Annotated in this window: 22 protein-coding genes; 19 read left to right on the plus strand and 3 right to left on the minus strand. The window is 71.9% G+C overall.

Annotated features, from left to right (window positions below; translation table 11 throughout):
* The first annotated feature begins 110 nt into the window (after positions 1-110).
* The 15 genes from HED23_RS08245 (at position 111) to HED23_RS08315 (ending at position 19,294) form a co-directional block, all read left to right on the plus strand.
* Positions 111-2,471, plus strand: coding sequence for an ATP/GTP-binding protein (locus HED23_RS08245; RefSeq protein ID WP_203182750.1), 2,361 nt, complete (start codon positions 111-113; stop codon positions 2,469-2,471).
* Between the two features lie 146 nt (positions 2,472-2,617).
* Positions 2,618-4,195, plus strand: a complete 1,578-nt coding sequence (locus HED23_RS08250) for a PucR family transcriptional regulator (RefSeq protein WP_203182751.1) — start codon at positions 2,618-2,620, stop codon at positions 4,193-4,195.
* 157 nt (positions 4,196-4,352) lie between these two features.
* Complete coding sequence (locus tag HED23_RS08255) at positions 4,353-5,798, plus strand: aldehyde dehydrogenase family protein (protein ID WP_203182752.1); 1,446 nt, start codon at positions 4,353-4,355, stop codon at positions 5,796-5,798.
* A 288-nt stretch (positions 5,799-6,086) separates the two neighbouring features.
* Positions 6,087-6,776, plus strand: coding sequence for a DUF1524 domain-containing protein (locus HED23_RS08260; RefSeq protein ID WP_203182753.1), 690 nt, complete (start codon positions 6,087-6,089; stop codon positions 6,774-6,776).
* A gap of 168 nt (positions 6,777-6,944) precedes the next feature.
* On the plus strand, positions 6,945-7,133 hold the full coding sequence (locus tag HED23_RS08265) for a hypothetical protein (protein WP_386468654.1): 189 nt from the start codon (positions 6,945-6,947) through the stop codon (positions 7,131-7,133).
* A gap of 701 nt (positions 7,134-7,834) precedes the next feature.
* Positions 7,835-9,781 carry an acyl-CoA dehydrogenase family protein gene (locus HED23_RS08270; RefSeq protein ID WP_203182754.1) on the plus strand — a complete coding sequence of 649 codons (1,947 nt, stop codon included), beginning with the start codon at positions 7,835-7,837 and terminating at the stop codon, positions 9,779-9,781.
* Between the two features lie 79 nt (positions 9,782-9,860).
* On the plus strand, positions 9,861-11,105 hold the full coding sequence (gene aroA / locus HED23_RS08275; RefSeq protein WP_203182755.1) for a 3-phosphoshikimate 1-carboxyvinyltransferase: 1,245 nt from the start codon (positions 9,861-9,863) through the stop codon (positions 11,103-11,105).
* A 38-nt stretch (positions 11,106-11,143) separates the two neighbouring features.
* Positions 11,144-11,638, plus strand: a complete 495-nt coding sequence (locus tag HED23_RS08280; RefSeq protein WP_238441875.1) for a nucleotidyltransferase domain-containing protein — start codon at positions 11,144-11,146, stop codon at positions 11,636-11,638.
* A gap of 80 nt (positions 11,639-11,718) precedes the next feature.
* Positions 11,719-11,922 carry a hypothetical protein gene (locus HED23_RS08285; protein WP_203182757.1) on the plus strand — a complete coding sequence of 68 codons (204 nt, stop codon included), beginning with the start codon at positions 11,719-11,721 and terminating at the stop codon, positions 11,920-11,922.
* A gap of 52 nt (positions 11,923-11,974) precedes the next feature.
* Positions 11,975-13,237 carry a 1-deoxy-D-xylulose-5-phosphate reductoisomerase gene (gene dxr, locus HED23_RS08290; protein ID WP_203182758.1) on the plus strand — a complete coding sequence of 421 codons (1,263 nt, stop codon included), beginning with the start codon at positions 11,975-11,977 and terminating at the stop codon, positions 13,235-13,237.
* Positions 13,234-14,544, plus strand: a complete 1,311-nt coding sequence (locus HED23_RS08295; protein WP_203182759.1) for a M50 family metallopeptidase — start codon at positions 13,234-13,236, stop codon at positions 14,542-14,544. The genes dxr and HED23_RS08295 overlap by 4 nt, the downstream gene beginning before the upstream one ends.
* Positions 14,545-14,725: 181 nt before the next feature.
* Complete coding sequence (gene ispG, locus HED23_RS08300) at positions 14,726-15,883, plus strand: flavodoxin-dependent (E)-4-hydroxy-3-methylbut-2-enyl-diphosphate synthase (protein WP_203182760.1); 1,158 nt, start codon at positions 14,726-14,728, stop codon at positions 15,881-15,883.
* A 150-nt stretch (positions 15,884-16,033) separates the two neighbouring features.
* A complete protein-coding gene (locus HED23_RS08305; RefSeq protein ID WP_203182761.1) occupies positions 16,034-16,879 on the plus strand; it encodes a DUF4081 domain-containing GNAT family N-acetyltransferase in 846 nt (281 codons plus the stop codon).
* Positions 16,880-16,909: 30 nt separating this feature from the next.
* Positions 16,910-17,512, plus strand: a complete 603-nt coding sequence (locus HED23_RS08310) for a GNAT family N-acetyltransferase (protein ID WP_203182762.1) — start codon at positions 16,910-16,912, stop codon at positions 17,510-17,512.
* Positions 17,513-17,590: 78 nt separating this feature from the next.
* Positions 17,591-19,294 carry a proline--tRNA ligase gene (locus HED23_RS08315; protein WP_203182763.1) on the plus strand — a complete coding sequence of 568 codons (1,704 nt, stop codon included), beginning with the start codon at positions 17,591-17,593 and terminating at the stop codon, positions 19,292-19,294.
* A gap of 54 nt (positions 19,295-19,348) precedes the next feature.
* Here the strand turns inward: HED23_RS08315 and HED23_RS08320 are convergent, their stop codons facing one another.
* The 3 genes from HED23_RS08320 to HED23_RS08330 are packed head-to-tail and all read right to left on the minus strand — an operon-like array spanning position 19,349 to position 21,303.
* Complete coding sequence (locus tag HED23_RS08320) at positions 19,349-20,263, minus strand: aminoglycoside phosphotransferase family protein (protein WP_203182764.1); 915 nt, start codon at positions 20,261-20,263, stop codon at positions 19,349-19,351.
* A 36-nt stretch (positions 20,264-20,299) separates the two neighbouring features.
* A complete protein-coding gene (locus HED23_RS08325) occupies positions 20,300-20,794 on the minus strand; it encodes a ferritin-like domain-containing protein (RefSeq protein ID WP_203182765.1) in 495 nt (164 codons plus the stop codon).
* Positions 20,791-21,303 carry a hypothetical protein gene (locus HED23_RS08330; protein ID WP_203182766.1) on the minus strand — a complete coding sequence of 171 codons (513 nt, stop codon included), beginning with the start codon at positions 21,301-21,303 and terminating at the stop codon, positions 20,791-20,793. The genes HED23_RS08325 and HED23_RS08330 overlap by 4 nt, the downstream gene beginning before the upstream one ends.
* A 171-nt stretch (positions 21,304-21,474) precedes the next feature.
* On the opposite strand from HED23_RS08330, the gene rimP reads away from it, so the two are divergent.
* The 4 genes from rimP (at position 21,475) to infB (ending at position 26,717) form a co-directional block, all read left to right on the plus strand.
* A complete protein-coding gene (gene rimP / locus HED23_RS08335) occupies positions 21,475-21,972 on the plus strand; it encodes a ribosome maturation factor RimP (protein ID WP_203182767.1) in 498 nt (165 codons plus the stop codon).
* Positions 21,973-21,974: 2 nt separating this feature from the next.
* On the plus strand, positions 21,975-23,015 hold the full coding sequence (gene nusA, locus HED23_RS08340) for a transcription termination factor NusA (RefSeq protein ID WP_203182768.1): 1,041 nt from the start codon (positions 21,975-21,977) through the stop codon (positions 23,013-23,015).
* Between the two features lie 146 nt (positions 23,016-23,161).
* Positions 23,162-23,440 (plus strand): YlxR family protein, encoded by a 279-nt coding sequence (locus HED23_RS08345; protein ID WP_203182769.1) that lies wholly within the window; start codon positions 23,162-23,164, stop codon positions 23,438-23,440.
* Between the two features lie 148 nt (positions 23,441-23,588).
* On the plus strand, positions 23,589-26,717 hold the full coding sequence (infB, locus tag HED23_RS08350; RefSeq protein ID WP_203182770.1) for a translation initiation factor IF-2: 3,129 nt from the start codon (positions 23,589-23,591) through the stop codon (positions 26,715-26,717).
* The last annotated feature ends 74 nt before the right edge of the window (positions 26,718-26,791 follow it).

Consider the following 26,791-nt stretch of genomic DNA (forward strand, 5'->3'; position numbering starts at 1 on the left):
GGACGACGCCCCCGCCGGGTCATACGGCCACATGGCTGAACTCCCGGTGCCCGGGCACTAGATTGGCCGGTGCAGAAGGCGGGACCTGGCTGGTCAGGGGGCAGCGGTTCATGGACACCGAAGGCACGTACGACGCACGGGGTACGGGCACGCACCGGCCCGCCGGGCCACCGCCCGCGGCACCACCGCCTCCCGCCTACGCCCCGGCCCCCCGGCACGCCCCGGCGGGGGACGCGGGGGTCGAGGAATGGCTGCGCACCCCGCGCCCGGTGCGGGAACCGGGCGTATGGCGCTACGGGCACACCCCGCGCCCGCCGGAGAAGCCCGAGGGGGTGTCCGACCGCTCGCTGCTGGTCGGCGTGCTCATCTCCGTACTCAGCGGACTGCTCCTGTGGTCCCTCTGGCGCAACGGCTACATCCCCTACCGGCTCGTCCCGCTGAAGCTGTTCACCCCCGGCGACTGGTGGTACGCCGGTACGTTCGGAGGACCCCGGACGATCGAGGGCGCCGACGCCCTCACCGTCTACGAGGCCGTCCTCTTCGGGCTCCTCGTCTACGGATGCGGACGCCTGGGCAACTGGTCCGAGATCTTCCGGCGCCATGTCGCCGGCCGTGGGCAGCCCTTCCTCGGACTGGCCACCGCCGCGGGAGCGGCCCTCGCCGAGCTCCTCGTGTGGAAGGACGCCGTGCCGCTCGTCCGGCCCGTCCTGATCCTCGTCGCCTCGGTGGCGGGCGGCGAGATCTACCAGAGCCAGGCCGTCGTCAACGTGATCTACGCCCTGATCGCCCTCGGGGTGCTCTGGCCGTTCGCGCTCCTCGGCCGCTGGCGCGGACCGCTGGCCGACCGGTTCGGGAAGGGCGCACCCACGGAGCCCCGGGCTCCGGCCGACGCCCCCGACGCCCCCACCCCCGAGCAGTGGCCGGAGCTCCGCGCGGCGGGCCGGACGGACGCCGCCGAGGCTCTCGCCGCCGAGGTGCGCACCGGCCGGATGAACGATGTCGACGTCGCGCGGCTGCGCCACGCGTGGAGCGTGGGCCGGGGGCACCCGGAGCGCCTCGCCGCGCTCGACGAGGCCGTCCTGCGCACCGGCGGAGCCGCCGCGCTCCACCCCTCGGGAGCCCGCGACCTGCCGCGCCGCACCGCCCGGCACGATCTGCTCACCGGCCAGGTCCGCCTGGGCACCTGCGCCGACGACCCGCACAACCCGTACGCCCGACGTGGGTCCGGCGTCGCCCTGGAGCCCGCCCTCCTGGGGACCTCGCTGCTCGCGGTCGGCCCGCCGGGCGCCGGGAAGTCCGCGCGACTGGTGCGGCCGGTCGTCGAGTCGCTCGCACTGCAGGCACTCGCCGGCCGGGCCGCGGTGCTCGCCGTCGGCGGCGCCGGGGGTGAGCTCGGTCCGGACGACGCGTTCGACGTCGTGGTGCGGATCGGTGACCCGGCCTCCGTGCACGACTTCGACCTGTACGGGGGCACGACCGACCCGGACGAGGCGGCGAGTGTGCTCGCGGAAGGGCTGGTCGGCGATGTGACGCACATGGACAGCCGGCGCGCCGCGACCGTGCTGGCGCAGCTGCTAGGCCCCTACCGTGTCGTCCACGGGCACTTCCCCGGGGTGCCCGCGCTCCGGGAACTCCTGGACGGCGACCTCGGCGCGGTCGACGCCCTGCGGGAGGCGCTCGCGGTGGGCGGCCACCAGGCGATGCTGCGCGAGCTGGAGGCCCGCACCCGGCAGAAGGGCGGAGCCGGAGATCCCGGTCCGGTGCTCGCAGACCGGATCGCGCTGCTCGACCGGCCCGCGTTCGCGCCGTTCTTCTCCACCGGGGACGAGGCCAGGCCCTTCTCGCTGCGTTCCCTGGAGCACCTGCCGCTCAGGGTCAGGATCGACCTTCCGGAGCGGGCGCACGCCGAGGCCTCACGACTGCTTGCCCGCCTCGTCCTCGCCCAGTTCACGGCCGTCGCCGCCGCCCGCACCGACCGGTCGCTCTTCGTCTGCCTGGTCCTGGACGACGCCACGAACACCGTCACCGCGGAGACCGTCCGGGGCATCCGGCGGCTGCGGTCGGTCAACGCGGGAGCCGTCCTGACGCTGCGCACCGTCGACGACGTCCCCGAGGGACTGCACACCGCGCTGCTGGGTGCGGTCGGCTGCTGCATGGCCTTCTCCGGGGTCACCACCTGGGACGGCAAGCGCTTCGCCGAGGTCTGGGGCAAGGAGTGGGTGGAGACCCGGGAGGTCGCCCAGCACGCGGTCTTCGCCGACCAGCCGTTCACCCGCGCCCTGCACGGCCTGCGCAAGCTCGTCACCGGCAAGGCCGTGACCAGGGACGCCGTGACCGTTCGGCGGGTCGAGCGGGAGCGCTGGTCCGCCTCGGAGCTGGCGTACCAACTGCCCGCAGGTCACGCGGTCCTGTCGCTGACCACGGTGGACGGCGAGCACGCGCCCCCGCTCCTCGTCGAGCTGGGCGGCTGAGCGCGGGTTACGGGGACCCTGCCGCCCTGGCAGAATTGACCCCGACCGTCTGTACGGGGCGGCGTATTTCGAGCCGTCCGAGCAGGCCGGCCAATCGAGCCGTCCGCACGGGCGGCGCCATCGACTCCCAGAGGTCCGGCGGTCCCATGCCCCCCACTCTCGCCTCGCTCGTCCAGCACTCGGCGCTCAAACTCGCCGTCCGGGCGGGCGCCGACCGGCTCGGCACGCCCGTGCGCTGGGCGCACGCCAGTGAGCTCGCCGACCCCGTCCCGTACATGGACGGCGGTGAGCTGCTCCTCGTCACCGCCACCAATCTGGACGCCAGGGATCCGGGGACGATGCGCCGGTACGTGCAGCGGCTGGTCGGCGCAGGGGTCGCGGGGATCGGCTTCGGCGTAGGTGTCACCTACGAGGAGATCCCGCCCGCACTCGTGGACGCCGCCGAGGAAGCCGGGCTGCCGCTCCTGGAAGTCCCCCGGCGCACGCCGTTCCTCGCGATCAGCAAGGCGGTGTCGGCGGCGATCGCCGCCGACCAGTACAGATCGGTCACCGCCGGCTTCGAGGCCCAGCGGGAACTGACCAGGGCCGCGGTCGCCGGGGACGGCCCGCGGGAGCTGCTCACGCGCCTCGCCGCGCACGTCGACGGATGGGCCGCGCTGTACGACTCCTCGGGCGCCGTCGTCGCCGCCGCGCCCGACTGGGCCGCCCGCCGGGCCGCCCGGCTCACACCGGAGGTGGAGCGGCTCCGGGACCGCTCCGCCCCGGCCAGCGCGGTCGTCGGCGACAGCGAGAGCGACGACCGGGTCGAACTCCAGTCACTGGGCACGGGCCGCCGGAACCGTGGTGCGCTGGCCGTGGGCACCGGGGCGGCGCTCGGAACGGCCGAGCGCTACGCGGTCCACTCAGCGGTCGCCCTGCTGACCCTGACCACGGCCCGCTCCCGCTCGCTCCAGGGCGCGGAGCAGCGCCTCGGCGCCGCGGTCCTGAGGATGCTGCTGGCCGGCGAGTCCGACCACGCCCGGGCCGTCGCCGGCGACCTGTACGGCGCGCTGCTCGACGCCCCCTTCCGGCTGCTGATCGCCGAGGCGCCGGCGCCCTCGGGGACGGAGCTGCTCTCGGAGGCCATGGAGGCCGCGGCCTCCCGGTCCGGCGAGACCCTGCTGATGGTGCCCGAGGGAGAACGTCTCGTGGTGCTGGCCGTCGACGACGGCGCCGCGGTCGCCGCCTGCGCGGCGCACGCGCACGCCACGGACGAGCGGCCGGTGCGCGAGACCGGGGCCGAGGACTCCGACGTGGTCGTCGGCATGTCCGCCCCCGCCGGTCCGATCGCCGTCTCCGCCGCGTACAAACAGGCGGAACAGGCCCTCTCGGTCGCCCGCCGCCGGGGCAGGGCCCTCGTCGAGCACGAGGAACTCGCGGCCGGGTCCGTGCTGCCGCTCCTCGCCGACGACGCCGTACGGGCCTTCGCCGACGGGATGCTGCGACCGTTGCAGGAGCACGACGCGAAGGGCCGGGGCGACCTGGTCGCCTCGCTGAGTGCCTGGCTCTCCAGACACGGCCAGTGGGACGCCGCCGCAGCCGACCTGGGCGTCCACCGCCACACGCTGCGCTACCGGATGCGCCGGGTCGAGGAGATCCTGGGCCGCTCGCTGGACGACCCGGACGTCCGTATGGAGCTGTGGCTGGCACTGAAGGCGACGGCCGCCTCCTCCGGAACCCAGTAAGCCCGGTACCGCTACGACAATCCGGCGTACCGGCCCTCCGTTCCACTCCACGGCGGACAAGCCTCATCCGCGCCGGGTCGCCCTACGGTGGGGCCGAAGGGTGCCCGCGCGGCGCCCGGCGATCGTCGTTCACCACCCCCGAAGGGCCGGAACCGCCATGACTTCCACCCACGCCTTCTGGCTGGCCGGCCGCCAGGCCACCGGCGAGGACAGCTTCGACGTCACCAACTCCTGGGACGGACGTCTCGTCGGCACGGTCTCCGTGCCCACCGACGCCCAGGTCGAGGAGGCCGTCGCCGCCGCGTACGCCGTGCGCGAGGAGTTCGCCGCGACCCCGGCGCACGTACGGGCCGCCGCGCTCGACCACGTCGTACGCCGCCTCACCGAGCGCACCGAGGAGATCGCCCAGCTGATCTCCGCCGAGAACGGCAAGCCCGTCAAGTGGGCCCGCGGCGAGGTCGGCCGGGCCGTCTCCGTCTTCCGTTTCGCCGCCGAGGAGGCCCGTCGCTTCAACGGCGGCGAGGCCCAGCGGCTGGACACCGACGCCGGCGGGACCGGCCGTCTCGGGCTGACCCGGCGCTTCCCGCGCGGTCCGGTCCTCGGCATCGCGCCCTTCAACTTCCCGCTCAACCTGAGTGCCCACAAGGTCGCCCCGGCCATCGCTGTCGGTGCGCCGATCATCCTGAAGCCCGCTCCGGCCACCCCGATCTCGTCCCTGATCCTGGGTGAGCTGCTGGCCGAGACGGACCTCCCGGCGGGGTCCTGGTCCGTGCTGACCGTGCCCAACGACAAGATGCCCGCCCTGGTCCAGGACGAGCGGCTGCCGGTGATCTCCTTCACCGGGTCCGGCCCGGTCGGCTACTCGATCATGGAATCGGTGCCGCGCAAGCACTGCACCCTGGAACTCGGAGGCAACGGAGCGGCCGTCGTCCTCGGCGACTGGTCCTCCGAGGAGGACCTCGACTGGGCCGCGACACGCATCGCGACCTTCTCCAACTACCAGGGCGGCCAGTCCTGCATCTCGGTGCAGCGCGTCATCGCCGACGCCACCGTCCACGACCGGCTCGTCCCGAAGATCGTCGCGGCCGTCGAGGCGCTCGTGACCGGTGACCCCTCCGACGCCGCCACCGACGTCGGCCCGCTCGTCAGCGAGGACGCCGCCCGCCGGGTCGAGTCCTGGGTCGACGAGGCCGTCACCGCGGGCGCCACCCTGCTGACCGGCGGCAAGCGCGACGGCGCAACCTACGCCCCGACGGTCCTCACCGGCCTGCCCGACGACACGACGATCGCCCGCGAGGAGGTCTTCGGCCCGGTCCTGTACGTCCAGAAGACGCACGGCGAGGCCGAGGCCTTCGCCGCCGCCAACGACTCCAAGTACGGACTGCAGGCGGGCGTCTTCACCCACGACCTGCAGACCGCCTTCCGTGCCCACCGGGCCCTGGAGGTGGGCGGTGTGGTCATCGGCGACGTGCCCTCCTACCGCGCCGACCAGATGCCGTACGGCGGCGCCAAGCAGTCCGGAGTGGGCCGCGAGGGAGTGCGCTACGCCATGGACGACTACACCTACGAGCGGGTGCTGGTCCTCACCGGCCTGGCTCTGTAGCCCGGTCACCGCGACGGAGCGGCCGGAGCCCGTGTGCGGGGGCTCCGGCCGCTCCGTCGGTCCTGCCTGCCGGACGGAGGTTCCCTGAGGGCCGACCGGCAACCTTCCGGCGGCCGGACGGGTAATCCCCGGCGGCCGGATGGCGGTTCCCGCCCGCGGCCCGGCCGGCATGTCCGCGACCGGCCGGCGTGTCCGCGAATCGTTCCTGCGGTGAACTTCGGCATTCGTGCGGGTGAGAGAACGCCGTCGGGTGTCCACCGGCGGCCGGACTGCCGGTAGAACGCGGGAGTGATCAAGAACCTTCTGCGCGGCTCCGGCGCGCTCGTCCTCGCTCTGATCCCGTTCGCCGCCACCGCTCCGGCGCAGGCCGCCCAGGCTCCTCAGGGGTCGCAGGCCGCCGTGGTGACCTCGCTCGCCGACGCCGTCGGCCTGGTCAAGGTCGTCGAGGAGAACAGGACCGGCTACGCCCCCTCGCACTTCAAGCACTGGAACTCGGGCGATCTCCCCTCCGACGGCTGTGACACCCGCAACGAGGTGCTGCTCGCCGAGGCGGTCAAGGCCCCGGCCGTGGCCTCCGGGTGCGAGCTGACCGGCGGAACCTGGCAGTCGTACTACGACGGCCAGGAGGTGACCGGCTCCGACGCCCTGGACACGGCCCATACGGTGCCGCTCGCGGAGGCCTGGGACTCCGGCGCTTCCGCCTGGAGCGCGGCCCGGCGCGAGGCGTACGCGAACGACCAGGGAGGGTCGGCCTCGCTGGTCGTGGTGACTGCCCGCGTGAACCGGCAGAAGGCCGAACAGGATCCGGCCGAGTGGATCCCGCCTGTTCCGGAAGCGCACTGCCGCTATGTGGGGGAGTGGGTGACGACGAAGCTCCGCTGGCAGCTCACCGCCGACAATCCGGAGATGGAGGCGCTGAAGGTGTTCGCCGAAGGACCGTGCGAGGACGCCATCGTGCAGTACACCCCGGCCTCGTGACGGGGCGCCCGGGCACGGCGGGGCCGGAGCTCCGGCTCCCAGCCGGGAGATCTCCCGTGACCTCGGGCGCATCCAGCGGTTAAGGCGATTAACAGGTCGACACATCCGATAAGAAGAAGACGAGGTCACCACGTGAAGTCACACCGGAACCGGTCGCTGCTCCGAGGAATCATCGGGGGCTGCGCCGCCCTGCTGGCCGCCGGACTGTCCGCCGGGTCGGCCTACGCCGACGAGACGCACACCAATTCGCACAACGCGCCCCGCGTGGGTCTCATCCAGACCGGGCAGATCGACGACCCCCTGGAGGACGTGCTGGAGCACGCGGCGGTCCTGGGCACCACATACGTCTTCGACTGAGGCACATCCCCGGAGGACCGCCCTCGGCCCGCACGGCCCTGGGCGGTCCTCTCCCGTGACGTCGGGCTCATGCGGAATCCGTGACGTCGGGCTCACGCGGATCCCGTGACGTCGGGCTCACGCGAAGGCGCGACGTCGGGCTCACCCGGAGGCGCGCGTCATGGAGGCACCGAGCCCAGCCGCAGCCGCAACCTGCCGGTCCCGGCCGGGTCGTGAGCACCGTCCGCGAACTGCCGTCCGGCCCTCCGCCCACGCGGCCCGGACCCCTCTCGGCGACGAGGACGAGGTCGCCCGACCGGCGGAGCGGTCCCGGCCGGTTTCCGGTTCCGGCAGCCCGCCGGTTCCCGGGGAGGAGCGCGGTGAGCGCTCCGCCCGCCGTGCGGTGCCACACACCGTGCCGCGCCCTGCCGTGCCGCGCCGTGTCGTCCGCAGCGGGGGGCGGGCGGCGGGGCCCGGCCCGAGGACAGGGGCACCAGCCCCTCGGGCGGGTGTTCCGGCGGAAGGCGGAGGCGGGTGCCACCACGGGCCCGGGTGGAGACAGCCGCCCGCTGTGCGAGGGATCCGGCCGCCTCCCCCTGCCTCCGGGGGACTGCCGCAGAGGTGGTGGGGGTGGCGCAGATCGGGTAGATACGGACGAGTGGTACTGATCGGCACGCGTACGGCCCGACCCATATCCCGACTCGCGGCGAGGTGAGCTCCTCATGTCCGCCCCATCCGACATCCCCCAGGCCCCCAAAGTCACCGAGCGCGAAGCGCGGCAGGTGGCCGAGGCCGCCCGTGAACAGGACTGGCGCAAGCCGAGTTTCGCCAAGGAACTCTTCCTCGGACGCTTCCGGCTGGACCTGATCCACCCCCACCCCCAGCCCGCCCCGGACGACGTACGGCGCGGCGAGGCCTTCCTCGCCAGACTGCGCGAATTCTGCGAGACCGAGGTCGACGGCGCCCGCATCGAGCGCGAGGCCCGGATCCCCGACGAGGTGATCAACGGCCTCAAGGAACTCGGCGCCCTCGGCATGAAGATCGAGACCAAGTACGGAGGCCTGGGCCTGACCCAGGTCTACTACAACAAGGCGCTCGCACTGGCCGGCTCGGCCAACCCCTCGATCGGCGCGCTGCTCTCCGCCCACCAGTCCATCGGCGTACCCCAGCCGCTGAAGATGTTCGGCACGCAGGAGCAGAAGGACGCCTTCCTGCCCCGCCTCGCGCGCACGGACATCTCCGCCTTCCTCCTCACCGAACCCGACGTCGGATCCGACCCGGCACGGCTCGCGACCTCGGCCGTCCCGGACGGCGACGACTACGTCCTGGACGGTGTGAAGCTCTGGACGACCAACGGCGTCGTCGCCGACCTGCTCGTCGTCATGGCCCGGGTCCCCGCGTCCGAGGGCCACAAGGGCGGCATCACCGCCTTCGTCGTCGAGGCCGACTCCCCGGGCATCACCGTGGAGCACCGCAACGCCTTCATGGGGCTGCGCGGCATCGAGAACGGAGTGACCCGCTTCCACCAGGTCCGTGTGCCCGCGGCCAACCGGATCGGCGCCGAGGGCGCCGGCCTCAAGATCGCCCTCACCACGCTCAACACCGGCCGTCTCTCCCTGCCCGCCATGTGCGTGGGCGTCGGGAAGTGGTCCCTGAAGATCGCCCGCGAATGGTCGGCGGTCCGTGAGCAGTGGGGCAGGGCGGTCGCGCGGCACGAGGCGGTCGGCGCGAAGATCTCCTTCATCGCCGCCACCACCTTCGCCCTCGAGGCGGTCGTGGACCTCTCCTCGCAGATGGCCGACGAGAGCCGCAACGACATCCGCATCGAGGCCGCGCTGGCCAAGCTGTACGGCTCCGAGATGGGCTGGCTGATCTCCGACGAACTCGTCCAGATCCGTGGCGGACGCGGCTTCGAGACGGCGGCCTCGCTCGCGGCCCGCGGTGAACGCGCCGTACCGGCCGAGCAGATGCTCCGCGACATGAGGATCAACCGGATCTTCGAGGGATCCACGGAGATCATGCACCTGCTGATCGCCCGCGAGGCCGTCGACGCCCACCTCAAGGTCGCCGGCGACATCATCGACCCCGACAAGCCGCTCTCCGACAAGGCGAAGGCGGGCGCCAACGCCGCCGGCTTCTACGCACGCTGGCTCCCCAAGCTGGTCAGCGGCCCCGGCCAGCTGCCCAACGCCTACGGGGAGTTCCGAGTCCCCGGGCACCCCGACCTCTCCGCGCACCTGCGGTACGTCGAGCGCTCAGCCCGCAAGCTGGCCCGTTCCACCTTCTACGCGATGTCCCGCTGGCAGGGCCGCATGGAGACCAAGCAGGGCTTCCTCGGCCGGATCGTCGACATCGGCGCCGAACTCTTCGCGATGAGCGCCGCCTGTGTCCGGGCCGAGCACCTGCGGGCCGACAACGACCACGGCCGCGAGGCCTACCAGCTCGCCGACGTGTTCTGCCGCCAGTCCCGTATCCGGGTGGAGGAGCTCTTCGGCCGCCTCTGGTCCAACACCGACGACATCGACAGGCGCGTCGTCGACGGAGTCCTCTCCGGGACCTACACCTGGCTGGAGGAGGGGGTCATCGACCCCAGCGGCGACGGCGCCTGGATCGCCGACGCCACCCCCGGCCCGGCCACCGGGGAGAACGTCCACCGCCCCATCCGCTGAACCCGGCACCCCCGCGGGGCGCGTCCACTGCCTGGACGCGCCCCGCAGGCACGTCCGCCACAGGGCAAAATGGACGCCCGTGACCGTCATCGACATCCCCGGCTCCAAGTCCGTCACCGCCCGCGCCCTGTTCCTGGCCGCCGCGGCGGACGGCACCACCACTCTTCTGCGCCCCCTGCACTCGGACGACACCGAGGGGTTCACCGAGGGGCTGACCCGCCTCGGCTACGGAGTCAGCCGCGAGCCGGACCGATGGCACATCGAGGGCCGCCCCTCGGGACCGGCCGCGGCGGAAGCCGACGTCCACTGCCGCGACGGGGCCACCACCGCGCGCTTCCTGCCGACGCTCGCCGCCGCTGCGGCCTCCGGCACGTACCGCTTCGACGCCTCCGCCCAGATGCGCCGCCGCCCCCTCGCACCCCTCACCGAGGCCCTGCGCGCCCTCGGCGTCGACCTGCGCCACGAAGGGGCGGAGGGCCACCACCCGCTCACCGTCGAGGCGTCGGGCGTCAAGGGCGGCGAACTGACCCTGGACGCGGGGGAGTCGTCCCAGTACCTCACGGCCCTGCTCATGCTCGGCCCGCTCACCGCCGAGGGCCTGCGGATCGACGTTACGGAGCTGGTCTCGGCGCCGTACATCGAGATCACCCTCGCGATGATGCGCAGCTTCGGTGTCGAGGTCGTCCGGGAGGGAAACACCTTCACCGTCCCGCCCGGCGGCTACCGCGCCACCACCTACGCGATCGAGCCCGACGCGTCCACCGCCAGCTACTTCTTCGCCGCGGCGGCCCTCACGGGCAACGAGGTGACCGTCCCCGGCCTCGGCACCGGCGCGCTCCAGGGCGACCTGCGCTTCACCGACGTGCTGCGCCGGATGGGCGCCGACGTGCGTACGACCGCGGACGCCACGACCGTGCGGTCCTCCGGCCGGCTCTCCGGCCTGACCGTCAACATGCGCGACATCTCCGACACGATGCCGACCCTCGCGGCGATCGCGCCGTTCGCGACCTCACCGGTGCGGATCGAGGATGTCGCCAACACCCGGGTGAAGGAGTGCGACCGGCTGGAGGCCTGCGCGCAGAACCTGCGGAGCATGGGGATCACCGTGCACACCGGACCCGACTGGATCGAGATCCACCCCGGCACCCCGCGACCCACGGAGATCGCCACCCACGGTGACCACCGCATCGTCATGTCGTTCGCCGTCGCCGGCCTGCGCACGCCCGGCATGAGCTACGACGACCCCGGCTGCGTACGGAAGACCTTCCCCGGGTTCCACGAGGAGTTCGCGGAGTTCGTGGCGAGGACCGCCCGCCGGGAATGACGGTGCGCTCCGGCGCGGGGCGGACTACGGTCGCCGGCATGATGTCCCGGAACGATGTCCTGTCCGTCCTGGCCCTGCTCCGCGAAGCGGGCACCGACGTGGTGATCGCCGGAGGGTGGGGCATCGACGCCCTGCTGGGCGAGGAGACCCGCGCGCACCGCGATCTCGATCTCCTGCACATCCGCGACCAGGAGTCCGTCGTCGTGGCGGCACTGGAGTCCGCCGGATACGCCGAGACACTGGACCGGCGCCCCGCCCGTTTCGTGTTCAGCCATCCCGACGGGCCCGAAATCGATCTGCACCCGCTGGAGTTCGCCGCTGACGGGTCGGCCGTCCAGTCCTCGTTCGACCCGGCAGAGCCCTTCCGGTACCCGGCCGAATGCTTCGTCACGGGCACCGTCGGCACGACCGCGGTGCGCTGCATCTCCGCGGAGCAGCAGGCGCTGTTCCACCAGGGCTACGAACCCGCCGAGCGCGATGTGGCGGACATGCGGCGGCTGAGGGAGAAGTTCGGCGTCGAAACGAGTTTCTGAAGCCCGGGTGCCGCACGATCGAGCCGCGGCCGCGTCCAGGACACGGGTCCCGGCGCGTCGAGCGGGAGACAGGGGCAGGGATGTTCGGGGTACACGGGGCGGGCCGCAGACGGGGTGCGGCGGCGGTGGGGAAGCTGAAACCGTACGAATACCTCACCGCCCTGCGGTCCGGCTCCACCACGCTCGCGTCCCGAGGGGAGATCCTCGGCACACAGGACATCGGCGGGGTCCCCGAGGACGTCACGGCCGCCCGGTGGAAGAAATTCCGGGCCGGGCAGGCCTGAAGCACGCGCGGACGGGGGAGCCCTGTCGGCGCGCACAGCGGATGCGGCAACAATGGGGGCCATGAGCGACAGCCCCTCACCCCTTGCCGACCCGCATATCGTCTTCGACGCGGCGGAAGGCCGCCGGGATCTGGTGATCCTCGGATCCACCGGGTCCATCGGCACCCAGGCCATCGACCTGGTCCTTCGCAACCCCGGCCGCTTCCGCGTCACCGCGCTCTCCGCCGCGGGCGGCAGGGTCCGGCTCCTCGCCGAGCAGGCCCGGCAGCTGCGTGTGCGTACGGTCGCGGTCGCGGACGGGGACAAGGTGCCGGCGCTCCGCGACGCACTGCGTGAGGTCTACGGGGCCGGGGAGCCGCTCCCGGAGATCCTGGCCGGTCCCGACGCCGCCACGGAGCTCGCGGCGAGCGACTGCCACACCGTGCTGAACGGGATCACCGGCTCGATCGGCCTCGCCCCCACGCTCGCGGCCCTGAAGGCGGGCCGCACCCTCGCCCTGGCGAACAAGGAGTCGCTGATCGTCGGCGGCCCGCTGGTGAAGGCGCTCGCGGCTCCCGGCCAGATCATCCCCGTCGACTCGGAGCACGCCGCGCTCTTCCAGGCCCTCGCCGCGGGGAAGCGGGCCGACGTCCGCAAGCTCGTCGTGACCGCGTCCGGTGGCCCGTTCCGCGGACGTACGAGGGGTGAGCTGGCCCACGTGACCCGGGAACAGGCCCTGGCCCACCCGACCTGGGCCATGGGCCCGGTCATCACGGTCAACTCCGCGACCCTGGTCAACAAGGGCCTTGAGGTCATCGAGGCGCACCTGCTCTACGACATCCCGTTCGACCGGATCGAGGTCGTGGTCCACCCCCAGTCGTATGTTCACTCGATGGTGGAGTTCACCGACGGCTCCACTCTCGCTCAGGCGACACCGCCCGACATGGGGGGCCCCATCGCCATCGGGCTCGGCTGGCCCGAGCGGGTCCCGGACGCGGCCCCCGCCTTCGACTGGACGACGGCCTCCAGCTGGGAGTTCTACCCGCTCGACACCGAGGCGTTCCCCTCCGTCGGGCTCGCCCGGCACGTGGGCACCCTCGGCGGCACGGCCCCCGCGGTGTTCAACGCGGCCAACGAGGAGTGCGTGGACGCCTTCCTCGCGGGACGGCTGCCGTTCAACGGAATCATGGATACGGTCACAGCGGTGGTGGCCGAACACGGCACCCCCGCCACGGGAACTTCACTGACGGTCGCGGACGTCCTCGAAGCGGAGACCTGGGCCCGGTCCAGGGCCCGCGAACTCTCGGCGGAAGCGACAGCGGAGGCGCACGCATGAGCATGACGACGATCCTGATGACGATCCTGGGTATCGCCATCTTCGCCGTGGGTCTGCTGTTCTCGATCGCCTGGCACGAGCTGGGCCACCTGTCGACGGCCAAGCTCTTCGGCATCAGGGTGCCGCAGTACATGGTCGGCTTCGGGCCGACCGTCTGGTCGCGCAGGAGAGGCGAGACCGAGTACGGCATCAAGGCCATCCCCGCGGGCGGCTACATCCGGATGATCGGCATGTTCCCCCCCGGCCCCGACGGCCGGATCGAAGCGCGCTCCACCTCACCGTGGCGCGGCATGATCGAGGACGCCCGCTCCGCCGCCTTCGAGGAGCTCCAGCCCGGCGACGAGTCGCGCCTCTTCTACACGCGCAAGCCGTGGAAGCGCGTCATCGTGATGTTCGCCGGGCCCTTCATGAACCTGGTACTCGCCGTCGCGATCTTCATGGGCGTGGCGATGACCTTCGGCTTTCAGACCCAGACCACCGAGGTCGCCGGGGTCCAGCAGTGTGTGATCGACCAGAGTGAGGACCGCGACGCCTGCAGGGCGTCCGACCCGGTCTCGCCCGCCAAGGCGGCGGGGCTCAAGGAGGGTGACACGATCGTCGCCTTCAACGGGCAGAAGGTGGAGGACTGGGCCACCCTCTCGGACAAGATCCGGCAGACGATCGGCCCCGCCACCATCACCGTGCAGCGCGACGGCCGGGAACAGACCCTGAACGCCGTGCTCGAGGAGAACGCCGTCGCCAAGAAGGACGCCGACGGCGAGGTCGTTCCCGGCGAGTTCATCGAGGCCGGCTACCTCGGCTTCGCCGCCAGGACGGAGATCCTGCCGCTCTCCTTCGGCGACTCGGTCGTCCGCATGGGCGACATGATCGAGAACGGCGTCGATTCGATCATCGCTCTGCCCTCCAAGATCCCCGACCTCTGGAACGCCGCGTTCAGCGACGGCGAGCGCGCCGACGACTCACCGGTCGGCGTGGTCGGCGCGGCCAGGATCGGCGGCGAGGTGATGAACCTGGACATCCCTGCACAGAACCAGATCGCGATGATGCTGTTCCTGCTGGCGGGCTTCAACCTCTCGCTGTTCCTGTTCAACATGCTGCCGCTGCTCCCGCTGGACGGCGGCCACATCGCGGGCGCTCTCTGGGAATCCCTGCGCCGCAACGTGGCCAGGGTCTTCAAGCGACCCGACCCCGGGCCGTTCGACGTGGCGAAGCTCATGCCGGTCGCCTACGTGGTCGCGGGGATCTTCATCTGCTTCACTCTGCTGGTGCTGGTCGCCGACATCGTGAACCCGGTGAAGATCACCTGACGTCCCGCACGTCTCATGGGTGGCGGCCGTTCACACAGGTGGTGTCCGGCCGCAGTCCATCGAGAGGTCCGACGGCATGGGTGCGCCCCGTTCTCCCACGGTGCCGTAACCTCGAAGCCTGGAGCCCGCCGTTCTCGGGACCTCGATCCACACTGATCCACACCTTGGGGATGCTCAGCGCATGACTGCGATTTCTCTCGGAATGCCGGCCGTTCCGACCAAGCTCGCCGACCGACGGGTCAGCCGCCAGATCCAGGTCGGCACGGTCGCGGTCGGCGGGGACGCACCGGTGTCGGTGCAGTCCATGACGACTACGCGTACATCTGACATCGGGGCGACGCTGCAGCAGATCGCGGAGCTGACGGCGTCGGGCTGCCAGATCGTGCGGGTGGCGTGTCCCACCCAGGACGACGCCGACGCGCTGTCGACGATCGCGAGGAAGTCGCAGATCCCGGTGATCGCGGACATCCACTTCCAGCCGAAGTACGTGTTCGCGGCGATCGACGCGGGCTGCGCCGCGGTCCGGGTGAACCCGGGCAACATCAAGCAGTTCGACGACAAGGTCAAGGAGATCGCGAAGGCGGCCGGGGACGCGGGCACCCCGATCCGCATCGGCGTGAACGCTGGCTCCCTGGACGCACGGCTCCTGAAGAAGTACGGCAAGGCGACGCCCGAGGCGCTCGTGGAGTCGGCTCTGTGGGAGGCGTCACTCTTCGAGGAGCACGGCTTCCGCGACATCAAGATCTCGGTCAAGCACAACGACCCGGTCGTCATGGTGAACGCCTACCGCCAGCTCGCCGCACAGTCGGACTACCCGCTGCACCTCGGTGTGACGGAGGCCGGTCCGGCCTTCCAGGGGACGATCAAGTCCGCGGTGGCGTTCGGCGCGCTGCTCTCCGAGGGGATCGGGGACACGATCCGGGTGTCGCTGTCCGCTCCTCCGGCGGAGGAGGTCAAGGTCGGGCTGCAGATCCTCGAGGCGCTGAATCTGAAGCAGCGCCGCCTCGAGATCGTCTCGTGCCCGTCGTGCGGTCGCGCGCAGGTGGACGTGTACAAGCTGGCGGACCAGGTGAGCGCCGGCCTGGAGGGCATGGAGGTCCCGCTGCGGGTCGCCGTGATGGGCTGTGTCGTCAACGGTCCCGGCGAGGCCCGTGAGGCGGACCTGGGCGTGGCGTCCGGCAACGGCAAGGGACAGATCTTCGTGAAGGGCGAGGTCATCAAGACCGTCCCGGAGTCGAAGATCGTGGAGACCCTCATCGAGGAGGCCATGAAGATCGCGGAACAGATGGAGAAGGACGGTATCGCCTCGGGCGAGCCCCAGGTCTCCATCGCGGGCTGAGCTTCCCCCGGTCTCTCCGTGCCCCGCAGGCCTCGTCCTGCGGGGCACAGCCGTGTTCCCACGCCCGAGACCGTTCCCCCTGCGGGGCGGCACCCCACAGCCTTGTCGGTTACAGTGCGGACAATCAGTAGACCGTTTGGTGAGGCCCCAGTGTTGACGCAGACCACTACCCGGGTCCTCGACCCCGGCGAGCTCCCCGCCGCGCTCGCCATCCTCGAGAGCGAACCCGTGGACAACGCGTTCGTCACCTCCCGCGTCCAGATCGCCGGCCTCGACCCCTGGCGTCTCGGCGGCGAGATGTGGGGCTGGTACGCCGACGGCCGACTGCGCTCGCTCTGCTACTCCGGTGCCAACCTGGTGCCCATCTGCGCCACCCCCGAGGCCGTCAGGGCCTTCGCCGACCGCGCCCGGCGGGCAGGCCGCCGCTGCTCCTCGATCGTCGGACCGGCCGGACCCACGGCCCAGTTGTGGCGCCTCCTCGAACCGAGCTGGGGCCCGGCCCGTGAGGTCCGCCCCCACCAGCCGCTCATGGTCGCCGACCGCCCCTCGTCCGAGGTGGCGCCCGACCCGCTCGTGCGCAGGGTCCGCAAGGAGGAGATGGACGTCCTCATGCCGGCCTGCGTCGCCATGTTCACCGAGGAGGTGGGCATCTCCCCCCTGGCCGGCGACGGCGGGCTCCTCTACCAGGCGCGGGTCGCCGAACTGATCACCACCGGCCGGTCCTTCGCCCGCATAGAGGACGGCAAGGTCATCTTCAAGGCGGAGATCGGCGCGGCAACTCCCCACGCCTGCCAGATCCAGGGCGTCTGGGTGGCCCCCGAGGCCCGGGGCCGGGGCCTGTCCGAAACGGGCATGGCGGCCGTTCTGCGCCACGCGCTCAGCGACGTGGCCCCGGTCGTCAGCCTGTACGTGAACGACTACAACACCGCCGCGCGCAGGGCGTACAGCCGCGTCGGCTTCCGTGAGACGGGCGCGTTCATGAGCGTGCTGTTCTGACCCGGCGGCACGGACAGTAGGGTTCCCCGCATGGCAGCAGCAACCCCCACGTCCCCCAGGGGCTCCGGGACCCCCGACATCGTGGTCGGACCGCTCGACCTCGCCGCCCGCGTCGACGAGGCCCTCACCGTGCAGGCCCTCGCCTTCGGCCTCACCCAGGACGAGATCGACGTACGCCGCCATATCGTGCTGCGGCACCTCGACCACCCGCAGGCCCGTGCCTTCGGCGCCACCGCCGCCGACGGACGGCTCGTCGGATTCGTCTACGGGCTGCCGAACAACCGGACGCACTGGTGGTCCACCGTCGTCGAACCCTATCTGCGCGCCACCGGATCGGAGGGCTGGCTCGACGACTCCTTCGTGATCACCGAACTCCACGTCCATCCGGGGTTCCAGCAGCGCGGCATCGGCCGCAGCCTGATCACCACCATCACGGACGCCGTCGACCTGCCCCGCTCCATCCTCTCCGCGATCGACACCGAGAGCCCCGCCCGCGGTCTCTACCGCGCCCTGGGCTACCAGGACCTGGCCCGGCAGGTGCTCTTCCCGAGCGCGCCGAAGCCGTACGCGGTGATGGGCGCGCCCCTGCCGCTGCGCCGCGGCCAGGACCTGTGGCCCCCCACGCCCCGGTAGGTCCCGGCAATCGATTTCCGCCCGCGAGGGCCCCCCGGCTAACCTCGGGCTCACCACCCTTCCGAGCAGGAGTTCATCATGGCCCAGGTCCAGCGCATGTCCCGATTGATGATCAAGACACTGCGCGACGACCCGGCGGACGCCGAGACGCTCAACCACAAGCTCCTCGTCCGCGCCGGTTACGTACGCCGCACCGCGGCCGGCATCTGGTCCTGGCTGCCGCTCGGCAAGAAGGTCCTGGAGAACATCACCCGCGTCGTCCGCGAGGAGATGGACGCCATCGGTGGCCAGGAGGTCCTCCTCCCCGCGCTGCTTCCCAAGGAGCCGTACGAGGCGAGCGGGCGGTACGACGAGTACGGCGACCTGCTGTTCCGGCTCAACGACCGCAAGGGTGCCGACTACCTCCTCGGCCCCACCCACGAGGAGATCTTCACCCAGATCGTCAAGGACATGTGCTCGTCCTACAAGGACCTGCCCGTGATCCTCTACCAGATCCAGACCAAGTACCGCGACGAGGCCCGCCCCCGCGCCGGTGTGCTGCGCGGACGCGAGTTCCAGATGAAGGACTCCTACTCCTTCGACACCACCGACGAGGGTCTGGCCGAGGCGTACCAGCTGCACCGCGCCGCGTACATCCGGATCTTCGAGCGGCTCGGCCTCGACCACCGCATCGTCTCCGCCGTCTCCGGCGCCATGGGCGGCTCCGCCTCCGAGGAGTTCCTCGCCCCCGCGCCCGCCGGCGAGGACACCTTCGTCGACTGCCCGAACTGCGACTACGCCGCCAACACCGAGGCCGTGACGTACAAGGTCACGACCGTCGCCGACGCCTCCGTGGCCGGCCCCGTCGAGGAGCTGGACACCCCCGACACCCCGACCATCGAGTCCCTCGCGGCCCACCTCGGCGTGCCGGCCTCGGCCACCCTGAAGAACCTCCTGGTCAAGGTCGACGGCGAGATCGTGGCCGTGGGTGTGCCCGGCGACCGCGAGGTGGACCTCGGCAAGCTCGGGGAGCACCTCGCGCCCGCAGTCGTCGAGCTCGTCACCGCCGAGGACTTCGTCGGCCGCCCCGACCTGGTGCGCGGCTACGTCGGCCCGCAGGGCCTGGAGAAGGTCCGCTACATCGCCGACCCCCGCGTCGCCGCCGGCACCGCTTGGATCACGGGCGCCAACAAGGAGGGCAAGCACGCGAAGAACGTCGTCGCGGGCCGCGACTTCGAGGTCGACGACCACCTCGACGTCGTCGTCGTCGAGGCGGGCGACCCCTGCCCCAACTGCGGCACCGGCCTCCAGGTGGACCGGGCCATCGAGATCGGCCACATCTTCCAGCTCGGACGCAAGTACGCCGACATCTTCTCCCTCGACGTCCTCGGCCAGCAGGGCAAGCCGGTACGCGTCACGATGGGCTCGTACGGAATCGGCGTCTCCCGCGCCGTGGCCGCCCTCGCCGAGCAGACGGCCGACGACAAGGGCCTCTGCTGGCCCCGCGAGATCGCCCCGGCCGACGTGCACGTCGTCGCCGCCGGCAAGGCGCTCCAGACCGAGCTGGCCCTCGACGTCTCCGAGAACCTCAACGCCGCCGGCCTGCGCGTCCTGGTCGACGACCGCCCGGGAATCTCGCCCGGCGTGAAGTTCACCGACTCCGAGCTCATCGGCATCCCGAAGATCCTCGTCGCCGGCCGTCGTTCGGCCGAGGGCGTCCTGGAGCTGAAGGACCGTCGCACGGGCGAGCGCGAGGAACTCACCGTCGACGAGGCGATCGCCCGTCTGACCGAGCAGGGCTGACCGGCCGGACGGAACGGAGGGCCCCGCGCGCCGCGCGGGGCCCTCCGCGTATCGCTACAGCCAGCCCGCGAACTCCAGCGACAGCTCGCCGTCCTGCGTGCGCCCCGCCGTCAGCGCACGCGTGCCGGACTCGACGGCCCGGAACAGCGTCCAGCCGCGCAGCCGCGCCTGGTCGACCTCCAGGGACTCGGCGAGCTTCTTGACCCGGCGACGGGCCGTCACGGCACCGCCCGGCGAGGCGATCAGGTCCTCGACCCGGTCCCGCACCAGGCGCGCCAGGTCGTACGCGCGCTCGCCGGTCAGCGGCTCCGGACCGACGGCCAGCCAGGGCGCGCGCTCACCCGACAGGACCTTGCTCTGCCGGAAGTTGCCGTGCAGCAGGAAGAGTTCGGGCGGGTCCTGGACCAGCTCCTCGCGCGCGGCGAGAGCCGCCGAGACCAGCGGTTCGAGCGCGGGATCCCGTGCGGCGGCCGCCCGCATGGGCTCCACCTGCCGGGCGGTCCGCTCCGCGACGGTCTCGAAGGCGTGCCCGGCCGGCGGTCCGACCCACAGCCGCCGCACCGTGCCGGCGGCCTCCAGCAGGGCCTTCGCCTCGGGCAGCGACCGCAGGGAGACCTCGTGGTGCAGCCGTTCGAGCAGGACGGCCTCATCGGGCACCGCGGTGTCCGGAACGGCCAGGAGCTCGACGGCGCCCCAGCCGTTCCAGTGCGCGAGCGCCGCCCGCTCGAGCGCCGGAGCGGCCCCGGGAGGCGCGATCTTCAGCACGCCGGGTGTGCCGTCCGCCCGGTGCACCAGGAGGACGAGGCTGCTGCGCCCGCCGGGGGCGCACACCCGGTCGAGGGATACCGAGTGCGCGGACAGCGCCTCGTCGGTGAGCGCGGGGAGCTGTCCGAGCCACTCGGCGGCAGCCGCGTCCCCGTACGTCTCGCCGAGCGCTCGCACCAGACGCTGCGGCGGTTCGAAACCCATACGTGCCTTGTTCCCTTTCAGAGCCTGCTCAGTTGCTCAGTGCGTGACACCCGCGGCGCCGGCCTCCGCCGTGCCGTCCGGCGGGGCGGTCTTCTCGGCGAGCCCAGGAAAGGCTACGCCGGTGCCGCGCCAGCGCACCGCACGCACCGCGGCCTCCCGGAGCGCGCCCGAGGCGTCCTGCCGCAGCGGCCCCCCGGCGGCCCGTACGAGATCGGAGTACACACCCGCGATCCGGTCCTCCAGGACGGCGGCGAGCCGCATAGCGGTCGCCGGGTCCCGTACCGCGAAGGGCAGAGCGTACGCCGCGTGGGCCGCCACCGGCGTCCCGCCCAGGTCGCGGACCGTCCGCGTGAGCGCGTCGCGCCGGGCCCGGTGGGCGTCGTGGGCGGCCGTCGCGTCGCCGCGGCGCCCGCCGTCCAGACGGCCGCCCAGCGCGCCGTATCCGTACACCGCGGCGTGCTCGGCCGCGAGCGCGGCCTGCGCTGCCCGCAGCGTGCCCTCCGTGTCGTCCTTGCCGGCCTCGTGTCTCATGCCGGGGTCTCCTTGGCCAGTTCGGTCAGCAGATACGCGTGGGCCGCACCGGCCGCGGCGATCGAGGCCAGCAGCCTGGCCAGTTCCGGTTCGGCGGACAGCAGGGCCGCAGCGCGGGCGTCGGCCACCCGGCGCTCCTCGGCCGCCAGTCCGCTCAGGGCCGCCCGCGCCCCGGCGGCGGCAGCCGGCGGGGCCGGGGAGCCGCTCGGAGCCTTCGCCCGGCCGCCCAGCGCCGCGAGGTGTTCCCGCACCGTGGCCCCCAGCGGCGCGAGCCCGGGCTCGGTCACCGGGTGGGCGGCCGCGACCTGTTCGTAGCGGGAGAGCAGTGAGGCACTGTCACGGGCGGCCGCCGCCCGCAGTGCACCTGTCCGGAGAGATGCGGCCCGGGCGTCCGTACCCCCAGGACCCGTTCGCGTCTCCGGCTCCCCGCAGCCCGTCAGTACCGCACCCAGGGCGAATGCTCCCGTAGCGGTGAGCGCACTCCTGCGCGTCGTCCCCGTGCGGCGCACTTGTCTCCTTCAGCCTGGTTTATGACAGTTTCTGACCTGAAGTGATCACCGAAGGTGAGAGTACCCGCGGCCGGGCGGGAGGCGGACGGCAACACCCCCGCGGACCGGATACCCTTTGACCTGACACGCGACGATCCCCACAACAGCACACGCGGCCGAGGAGTCACCCGGATGAGCACCACCCAGAGCGACAGGCTGCGCGAACTGCTGGAGCCGCTCGTCGGCGCCAAGGAGCTGGACCTCGAGGAGATCGAGGTGTCCCGGGCGGGCCGCCGCCGGGTGCTGAGGGTCATCGTGGATTCCGAGGACGGCGTGGAGCTCGACACCTGCGCGGAACTCAGCCGCAGCATCTCCGAGACGCTGGACGAGACGGACGCCATGGGTGAGGGCGAGTACGTCCTCGAAGTGAGCTCTCCGGGCGCCGACCGCCCGTTGACCGAGCACCGCCATTACGTACGCGCCACCGGCCGGCTGGTCAGCCTCACCCTGGGTGAGGGCGGCGAGCTGGTGGCCCGCATCCTCGGGGTGGACGACGAGGGACTCGATCTGGAAGTGCCGGGCGTCAAGGGCCGCAAGCCCACGTCGCGCCGTGTCGCCTTCGACGAGATCGCCAAGGCGCGCGTGGAGATCGAATTCAACCGCAAGGACAAGAAGGAAGAGGAGGCGTAGCCGTGGACATCGATGTGAAGCTTCTGAAGGGCTTGGCGCAGGACAAGGAGATCCCCTTCGACGTGCTCGTCGGGGCCATCGAGTCGGCCCTCCTCATCGCGTACCACCGCACCGAGGGCAGTCACCGCCGTGCGCGCGTCGAGCTGGACGCCGGCGGTCACGTCACGGTGTGGGCGAAGGACGACCCGGCCGAGCTCGAGGAGGGCCAGGAGCCCAAGGAGTTCGACGACACGCCGTCCGGCTTCGGCCGTATCGCCGCGACCACCGCCAAGCAGGTCATCCTGCAGCGGCTGCGCGACGCCGAGGACGACAGGACGTTCGGTGAGTACGCGGGCCATGAGGGTGACGTCGTCACGGGCCTGGTCCAGCAGGGCAAGGACCCGAAGAACGTCCTGGTCGACATCGGCAAGCTGGAAGCCATCCTGCCCGTGCAGGAGCAGGTGCCGGGCGAGGAGTACACCCACGGCCTCCGGCTGCGTACGTACGTCGTACGGGTCGCCAAGGGTGTGCGCGGGCCGTCCGTGACGCTCTCGCGCACCCACCCGAACCTCGTGAAGAAGCTCTTCGCGCTGGAGGTCCCGGAGATCGCGGACGGGTCGGTCGTCATCGAGGCCATCGCGCGTGAGGCGGGCCACCGCACCAAGATCGCCGTACGCTCCACCCGGGCCGGCCTCAACCCGAAGGGCGCCTGCATCGGCCCGATGGGCAGCCGTGTGCGCAACGTCATGGCCGAGCTGCACGGCGAGAAGATCGACATCGTCGACTGGTCGGACGACCCCGCCGAGATGGTCGCCAACGCGCTGTCACCCGCGCGGGTGAGCGAGGTCGAGGTCGTGGACCTCGGAACCCGCTCCGCACGGGTGACCGTGCCCGACTACCAGCTGTCGCTGGCGATCGGCAAGGAGGGCCAGAACGCCCGCCTCGCCGCCCGGCTCACCGGCTGGCGGATCGACATCCGGCCGGACACCGAGACGGGTGCCGAGCGGGACATCGCCGACCGCGAGCGTGCCGAGCGCGCCCGGGAACGTTCCGCGCGCGGCTGACACCGTGCCCGCGTCCGGGCCGCCCAGGCGGCCCGGACCGGCATCGGAAGGAATAGATCCAGGCGCCACGGCGCTGAGATCACGACAACATCCGTTCGATTCTTGCCCCCCGGGGGTGAGGTCGGTGCGGGGAGGTAGACTTAGCCGTGTCTGGCCGGACGCACGCCCGCGCTTGCCCCGAGCGAACCTGTGTGGGATGCCGGGAGCGAGCGGCCAAGAGCGAGCTGCTGCGCATCGTGGTGGGCGAGGGTGAAGTTGTCCCTGATCCACGCGGTACGCTGCCCGGCCGGGGTGCGTATGTTCACCCCGCCTCCGTCTGTCTGGACCTGGCGGTTCGCCGCCGGGCCTTCCCCCGGGCCTTCAAGGCCAAGGGGCCGTTCGATTCCGCGGCACTGCAGCGGTTCGTCGAGCGGGTGGCACCGTAAGAAAGTGAACGGCACGGGTCCCCGTGCGGTCAGGTACCTCGCGAGTTGGAAGTAGGTCGAGATTGCGATGAGCACTCGATGAGTACGCGATGAGTACGCCCATGAAGTAGCGACGGTCCGGCGGTAACCCGGACCTAAAAGGAGCGAAGTGGCTAAGGTCCGGGTATACGAACTCGCCAAGGAGTTCGGCGTGGAGAGCAAGGTCGTCATGGCCAAGCTCCAAGAACTCGGTGAATTCGTCCGTTCGGCGTCCTCGACGATCGAGGCGCCGGTTGTACGCAAATTGACTGACGCACTGCAGGGTCCCGGCGGCAACGCCGGCAAGTCCGCTGCAAAGCCTGGCGCGCCTCGCAAGGCCGCCCCCGCGAAGCCCGCAGCGCCCTCACCGGCCGCTGCGGCACGTCCCGCTGCCCCGAAGCCCGGCGCCCCGGCCCCCAAGCCGGCCGCCGCGGAGACCCCGGCGAGCAGCACCCCCGCGGCGCCCTCCGCGCCGGCGGCGCAGTCCGGGGGACCCCGTCCGGGTCCCAAGCCCGCGCCGAAGCCCGCCCCGGTCACCCCGGTGCCCGCCGCGGAGTTCTCGGCTCCGGCTCCGGCCCAGCAGCCGGCCGCGCCGCAGCAGCAGCCCCAGGCCCCGCGTCCCGCGGGTGCCACCCCCGGCCCCCGCCCCGCCCGTCCGGCTCCGGCCGGCGGTCAGCGCGACGGGGGCCAGCGTGACGGCGGCCAGCGTGGCGGCGAGCGCGGCGGAGACCGCCCCGCACGTCCCGCCGGTCAGGGCGCACCGCGTCCGGGCGGCGCACGTCCGGCCGGCCCCCGTCCGGGCAACAACCCCTTCACCTCCGGCGGCTCCACCGGCATGGCGCGCCCCCAGGCGCCCCGTCCCGGCGGTGCCCCGCGCCCCGGCGGCGGTCAGGAGCGCCCCGGCGCCCCGCGCCCGCAGGGTGGTCCCGGTGGCGCCCCGCGCCCCCAGGGCCAGGGTGGTGCACGTCCCTCTCCGGGCGGCATGCCCCGTCCGCAGGCTCCCCGTCCGGGCGGTGCGCCCTCGGGTAACCGTCCGAACCCCGGCATGATGCCGCAGCGTCCCGCTGCGGGCCCGCGTCCCGGCGGTGGTCCCGGCGGCGGTGGCCGTGGTCCCGGTGGCGGCGGTGCCCGTCCCGGTGGCGGCGGCGGTCGTCCCGGTGGCGGCGGCTTCGCAGGCCGTCCGGCCGGTCCCGGTGGTGGCGGCGGCGGTTTCGCCGGCCGTCCCGGTGGTCCCGGTGGCGGTGGCGGCGCAGGCCGTCCCGGTGGTGGCGGCGGCTTCGGCGGTCGTCCCGGCTTCGGTGGACGTCCCGGCGGCCCGGGTGCCCGTGGTGGCACGCAGGGTGCGTTCGGCCGTCCCGGTGGTCCCGCGCGTCGTGGCCGCAAGTCGAAGCGTCAGAGGCGCCAGGAGTACGAGGCCATGCAGGCCCCGTCGGTGGGCGGCGTCATGCTGCCTCGCGGCAACGGGCAGGCTGTCCGGCTGTCGCGCGGTGCGTCCCTGACCGACTTCGCGGAGAAGATCAACGCCAACCCGGCGTCGCTCGTCGCCGTGATGATGAACCTCGGCGAGATGGTCACCGCCACGCAGTCCGTCTCCGACGAGACGCTGAAGCTCCTCGCGGACGAGATGAACTACGTCCTCGAGATCGTCAGCCCGGAGGAGGAGGACCGCGAGCTGCTCGAGTCCTTCGACATCGAGTTCGGTGAGGACGAGGGCGGCGAAGAGGCTCTGGTCTCCCGTCCGCCGGTCGTGACCGTCATGGGTCACGTCGACCACGGTAAGACCAGGCTGCTGGACGCGATCCGCAAGACGAACGTCGTCGCGGGCGAGGCCGGCGGTATCACGCAGCACATCGGTGCGTACCAGGTCTCCTCCGAGGTCAACGGCGAGGACCGCCGTATCACCTTCATCGACACCCCGGGTCACGAGGCGTTCACCGCCATGCGTGCACGTGGTGCGAAGTCCACCGACATCGCGATCCTCGTGGTGGCGGCGAACGACGGTGTGATGCCCCAGACGATCGAGGCGCTGAACCACGCCAAGGCGGCCGAGGTGCCGATCGTGGTCGCGGTCAACAAGATCGACGTCGAGGGTGCCGACCCGACCAAGGTGCGCGGTCAGCTCACCGAGTTCGGTCTGGTGGCCGAGGAGTACGGCGGCGACACGATGTTCGTCGACATCTCCGCCAAGCAGGGCCTCAACATCGAGGCACTGCTGGAGGCCGTCGTCCTCACCGCCGACGCCTCGCTCGACCTGCGGGCCAACCCGGAGCAGGACGCGCAGGGTATTGCGATCGAGTCCCACCTCGACCGCGGCCGCGGTGCCGTCTCGACCGTCCTCGTCCAGCGCGGAACGCTGCGCATCGGCGACACGATGGTCGTCGGCGACGCGTACGGCCGTGTCCGGGCGATGCTCGACGACAACGGCAACAACGTCCAGGAAGCGGGTCCCTCGACCCCCGTCCTGGTCCTGGGTCTCACCAACGTCCCGGGTGCCGGCGACAACTTCCTGGTGGTCGACGAGGACCGTACGGCCCGTCAGATCGCCGAGAAGCGTGCCGCCCGTGAGCGCAACGCCAACTTCGCCCGCAAGGGTGTCCGGTTCTCCCTGGAGAACCTGGACGAGGCGCTCAAGGCCGGTCTGGTCCAGGAGCTCAACCTCATCATCAAGGGCGACGCGTCCGGTTCGGTGGAGGCTCTCGAGTCCTCGCTGCTCCAGCTCGACGTCGGCGAAGAGGTCGACATCCGGGTCCTGCACCGCGGTGTGGGTGCGGTCACCGAGTCGGACATCAACCTGGCGACCGGCTCCGACGCCATCGTGATCGGCTTCAACGTGCGCGCCGCAGGGCGTGCCGAGCAGATGGCCGAGCGCGAGGGCGTGGACGTCCGGTACTACTCGGTCATCTACCAGGCGATCGAAGAGATCGAAGCGGCCCTCAAGGGCATGCTCAAGCCGGAGTACGAAGAGGTCGAGCTCGGCAAGGCGGAGATCCGCGAGATCTTCCGCTCGTCCAAGCTGGGCAACATCGCCGGTGTGCTGGTCCGCTCCGGCGAGGTCAAGCGCAACACCAAGGCGCGCCTGCTGCGCGATGGCAAGGTCATCGCGGAGAACCTCAACATCTCCGGTCTGCGTCGCTTCAAGGACGACGTCACCGAGATCCGCGAAGGCTTCGAGGGCGGTATCAACCTCGGAAACTTCAACGACATCAAGATCGACGACGTCATCGCGACGTACGAGATGCGCGAGAAGCCGCGAGGCTGATCAACGGGGATTCCCGGGGGAGCCCCCCGGGCCCTCCTCCACAGTCGGGGCCGGTCGACGGGTCGTATTTCCGT

The organism is Streptomyces pratensis (assembly GCF_016804005.1).
GTDB classification, from domain to species: Bacteria; Actinomycetota; Actinomycetes; order Streptomycetales; family Streptomycetaceae; genus Streptomyces; species Streptomyces pratensis_A.

Excerpts from the sequence above, each read along its gene's own strand:
- HED23_RS08245 (WP_203182750.1), top strand. The coding sequence starts at position 111 with ATGGACACCGAAGGCACGTACGACGCACGGGGTACGGGCACGCACCGG.
- HED23_RS08250 (WP_203182751.1), top strand. The coding sequence starts at position 2,618 with ATGCCCCCCACTCTCGCCTCGCTCGTCCAGCACTCGGCGCTCAAACTC.
- HED23_RS08255 (WP_203182752.1), top strand. The coding sequence starts at position 4,353 with ATGACTTCCACCCACGCCTTCTGGCTGGCCGGCCGCCAGGCCACCGGC.
- HED23_RS08270 (WP_203182754.1), top strand. The coding sequence starts at position 7,835 with ATGTCCGCCCCATCCGACATCCCCCAGGCCCCCAAAGTCACCGAGCGC.
- HED23_RS08280 (WP_238441875.1), top strand. The coding sequence starts at position 11,144 with ATGATGTCCCGGAACGATGTCCTGTCCGTCCTGGCCCTGCTCCGCGAA.
- HED23_RS08285 (WP_203182757.1), top strand. The coding sequence starts at position 11,719 with ATGTTCGGGGTACACGGGGCGGGCCGCAGACGGGGTGCGGCGGCGGTG.
- dxr (WP_203182758.1), top strand. The coding sequence starts at position 11,975 with ATGGGGGCCATGAGCGACAGCCCCTCACCCCTTGCCGACCCGCATATC.
- HED23_RS08295 (WP_203182759.1), top strand. The coding sequence starts at position 13,234 with ATGAGCATGACGACGATCCTGATGACGATCCTGGGTATCGCCATCTTC.
- ispG (WP_203182760.1), top strand. The coding sequence starts at position 14,726 with ATGACTGCGATTTCTCTCGGAATGCCGGCCGTTCCGACCAAGCTCGCC.
- HED23_RS08310 (WP_203182762.1), top strand. The coding sequence starts at position 16,910 with ATGGCAGCAGCAACCCCCACGTCCCCCAGGGGCTCCGGGACCCCCGAC.
- HED23_RS08315 (WP_203182763.1), top strand. The coding sequence starts at position 17,591 with ATGGCCCAGGTCCAGCGCATGTCCCGATTGATGATCAAGACACTGCGC.
- HED23_RS08320 (WP_203182764.1), bottom strand. The coding sequence starts at position 20,263 with ATGGGTTTCGAACCGCCGCAGCGTCTGGTGCGAGCGCTCGGCGAGACG.
- HED23_RS08325 (WP_203182765.1), bottom strand. The coding sequence starts at position 20,794 with ATGAGACACGAGGCCGGCAAGGACGACACGGAGGGCACGCTGCGGGCA.
- rimP (WP_203182767.1), top strand. The coding sequence starts at position 21,475 with ATGAGCACCACCCAGAGCGACAGGCTGCGCGAACTGCTGGAGCCGCTC.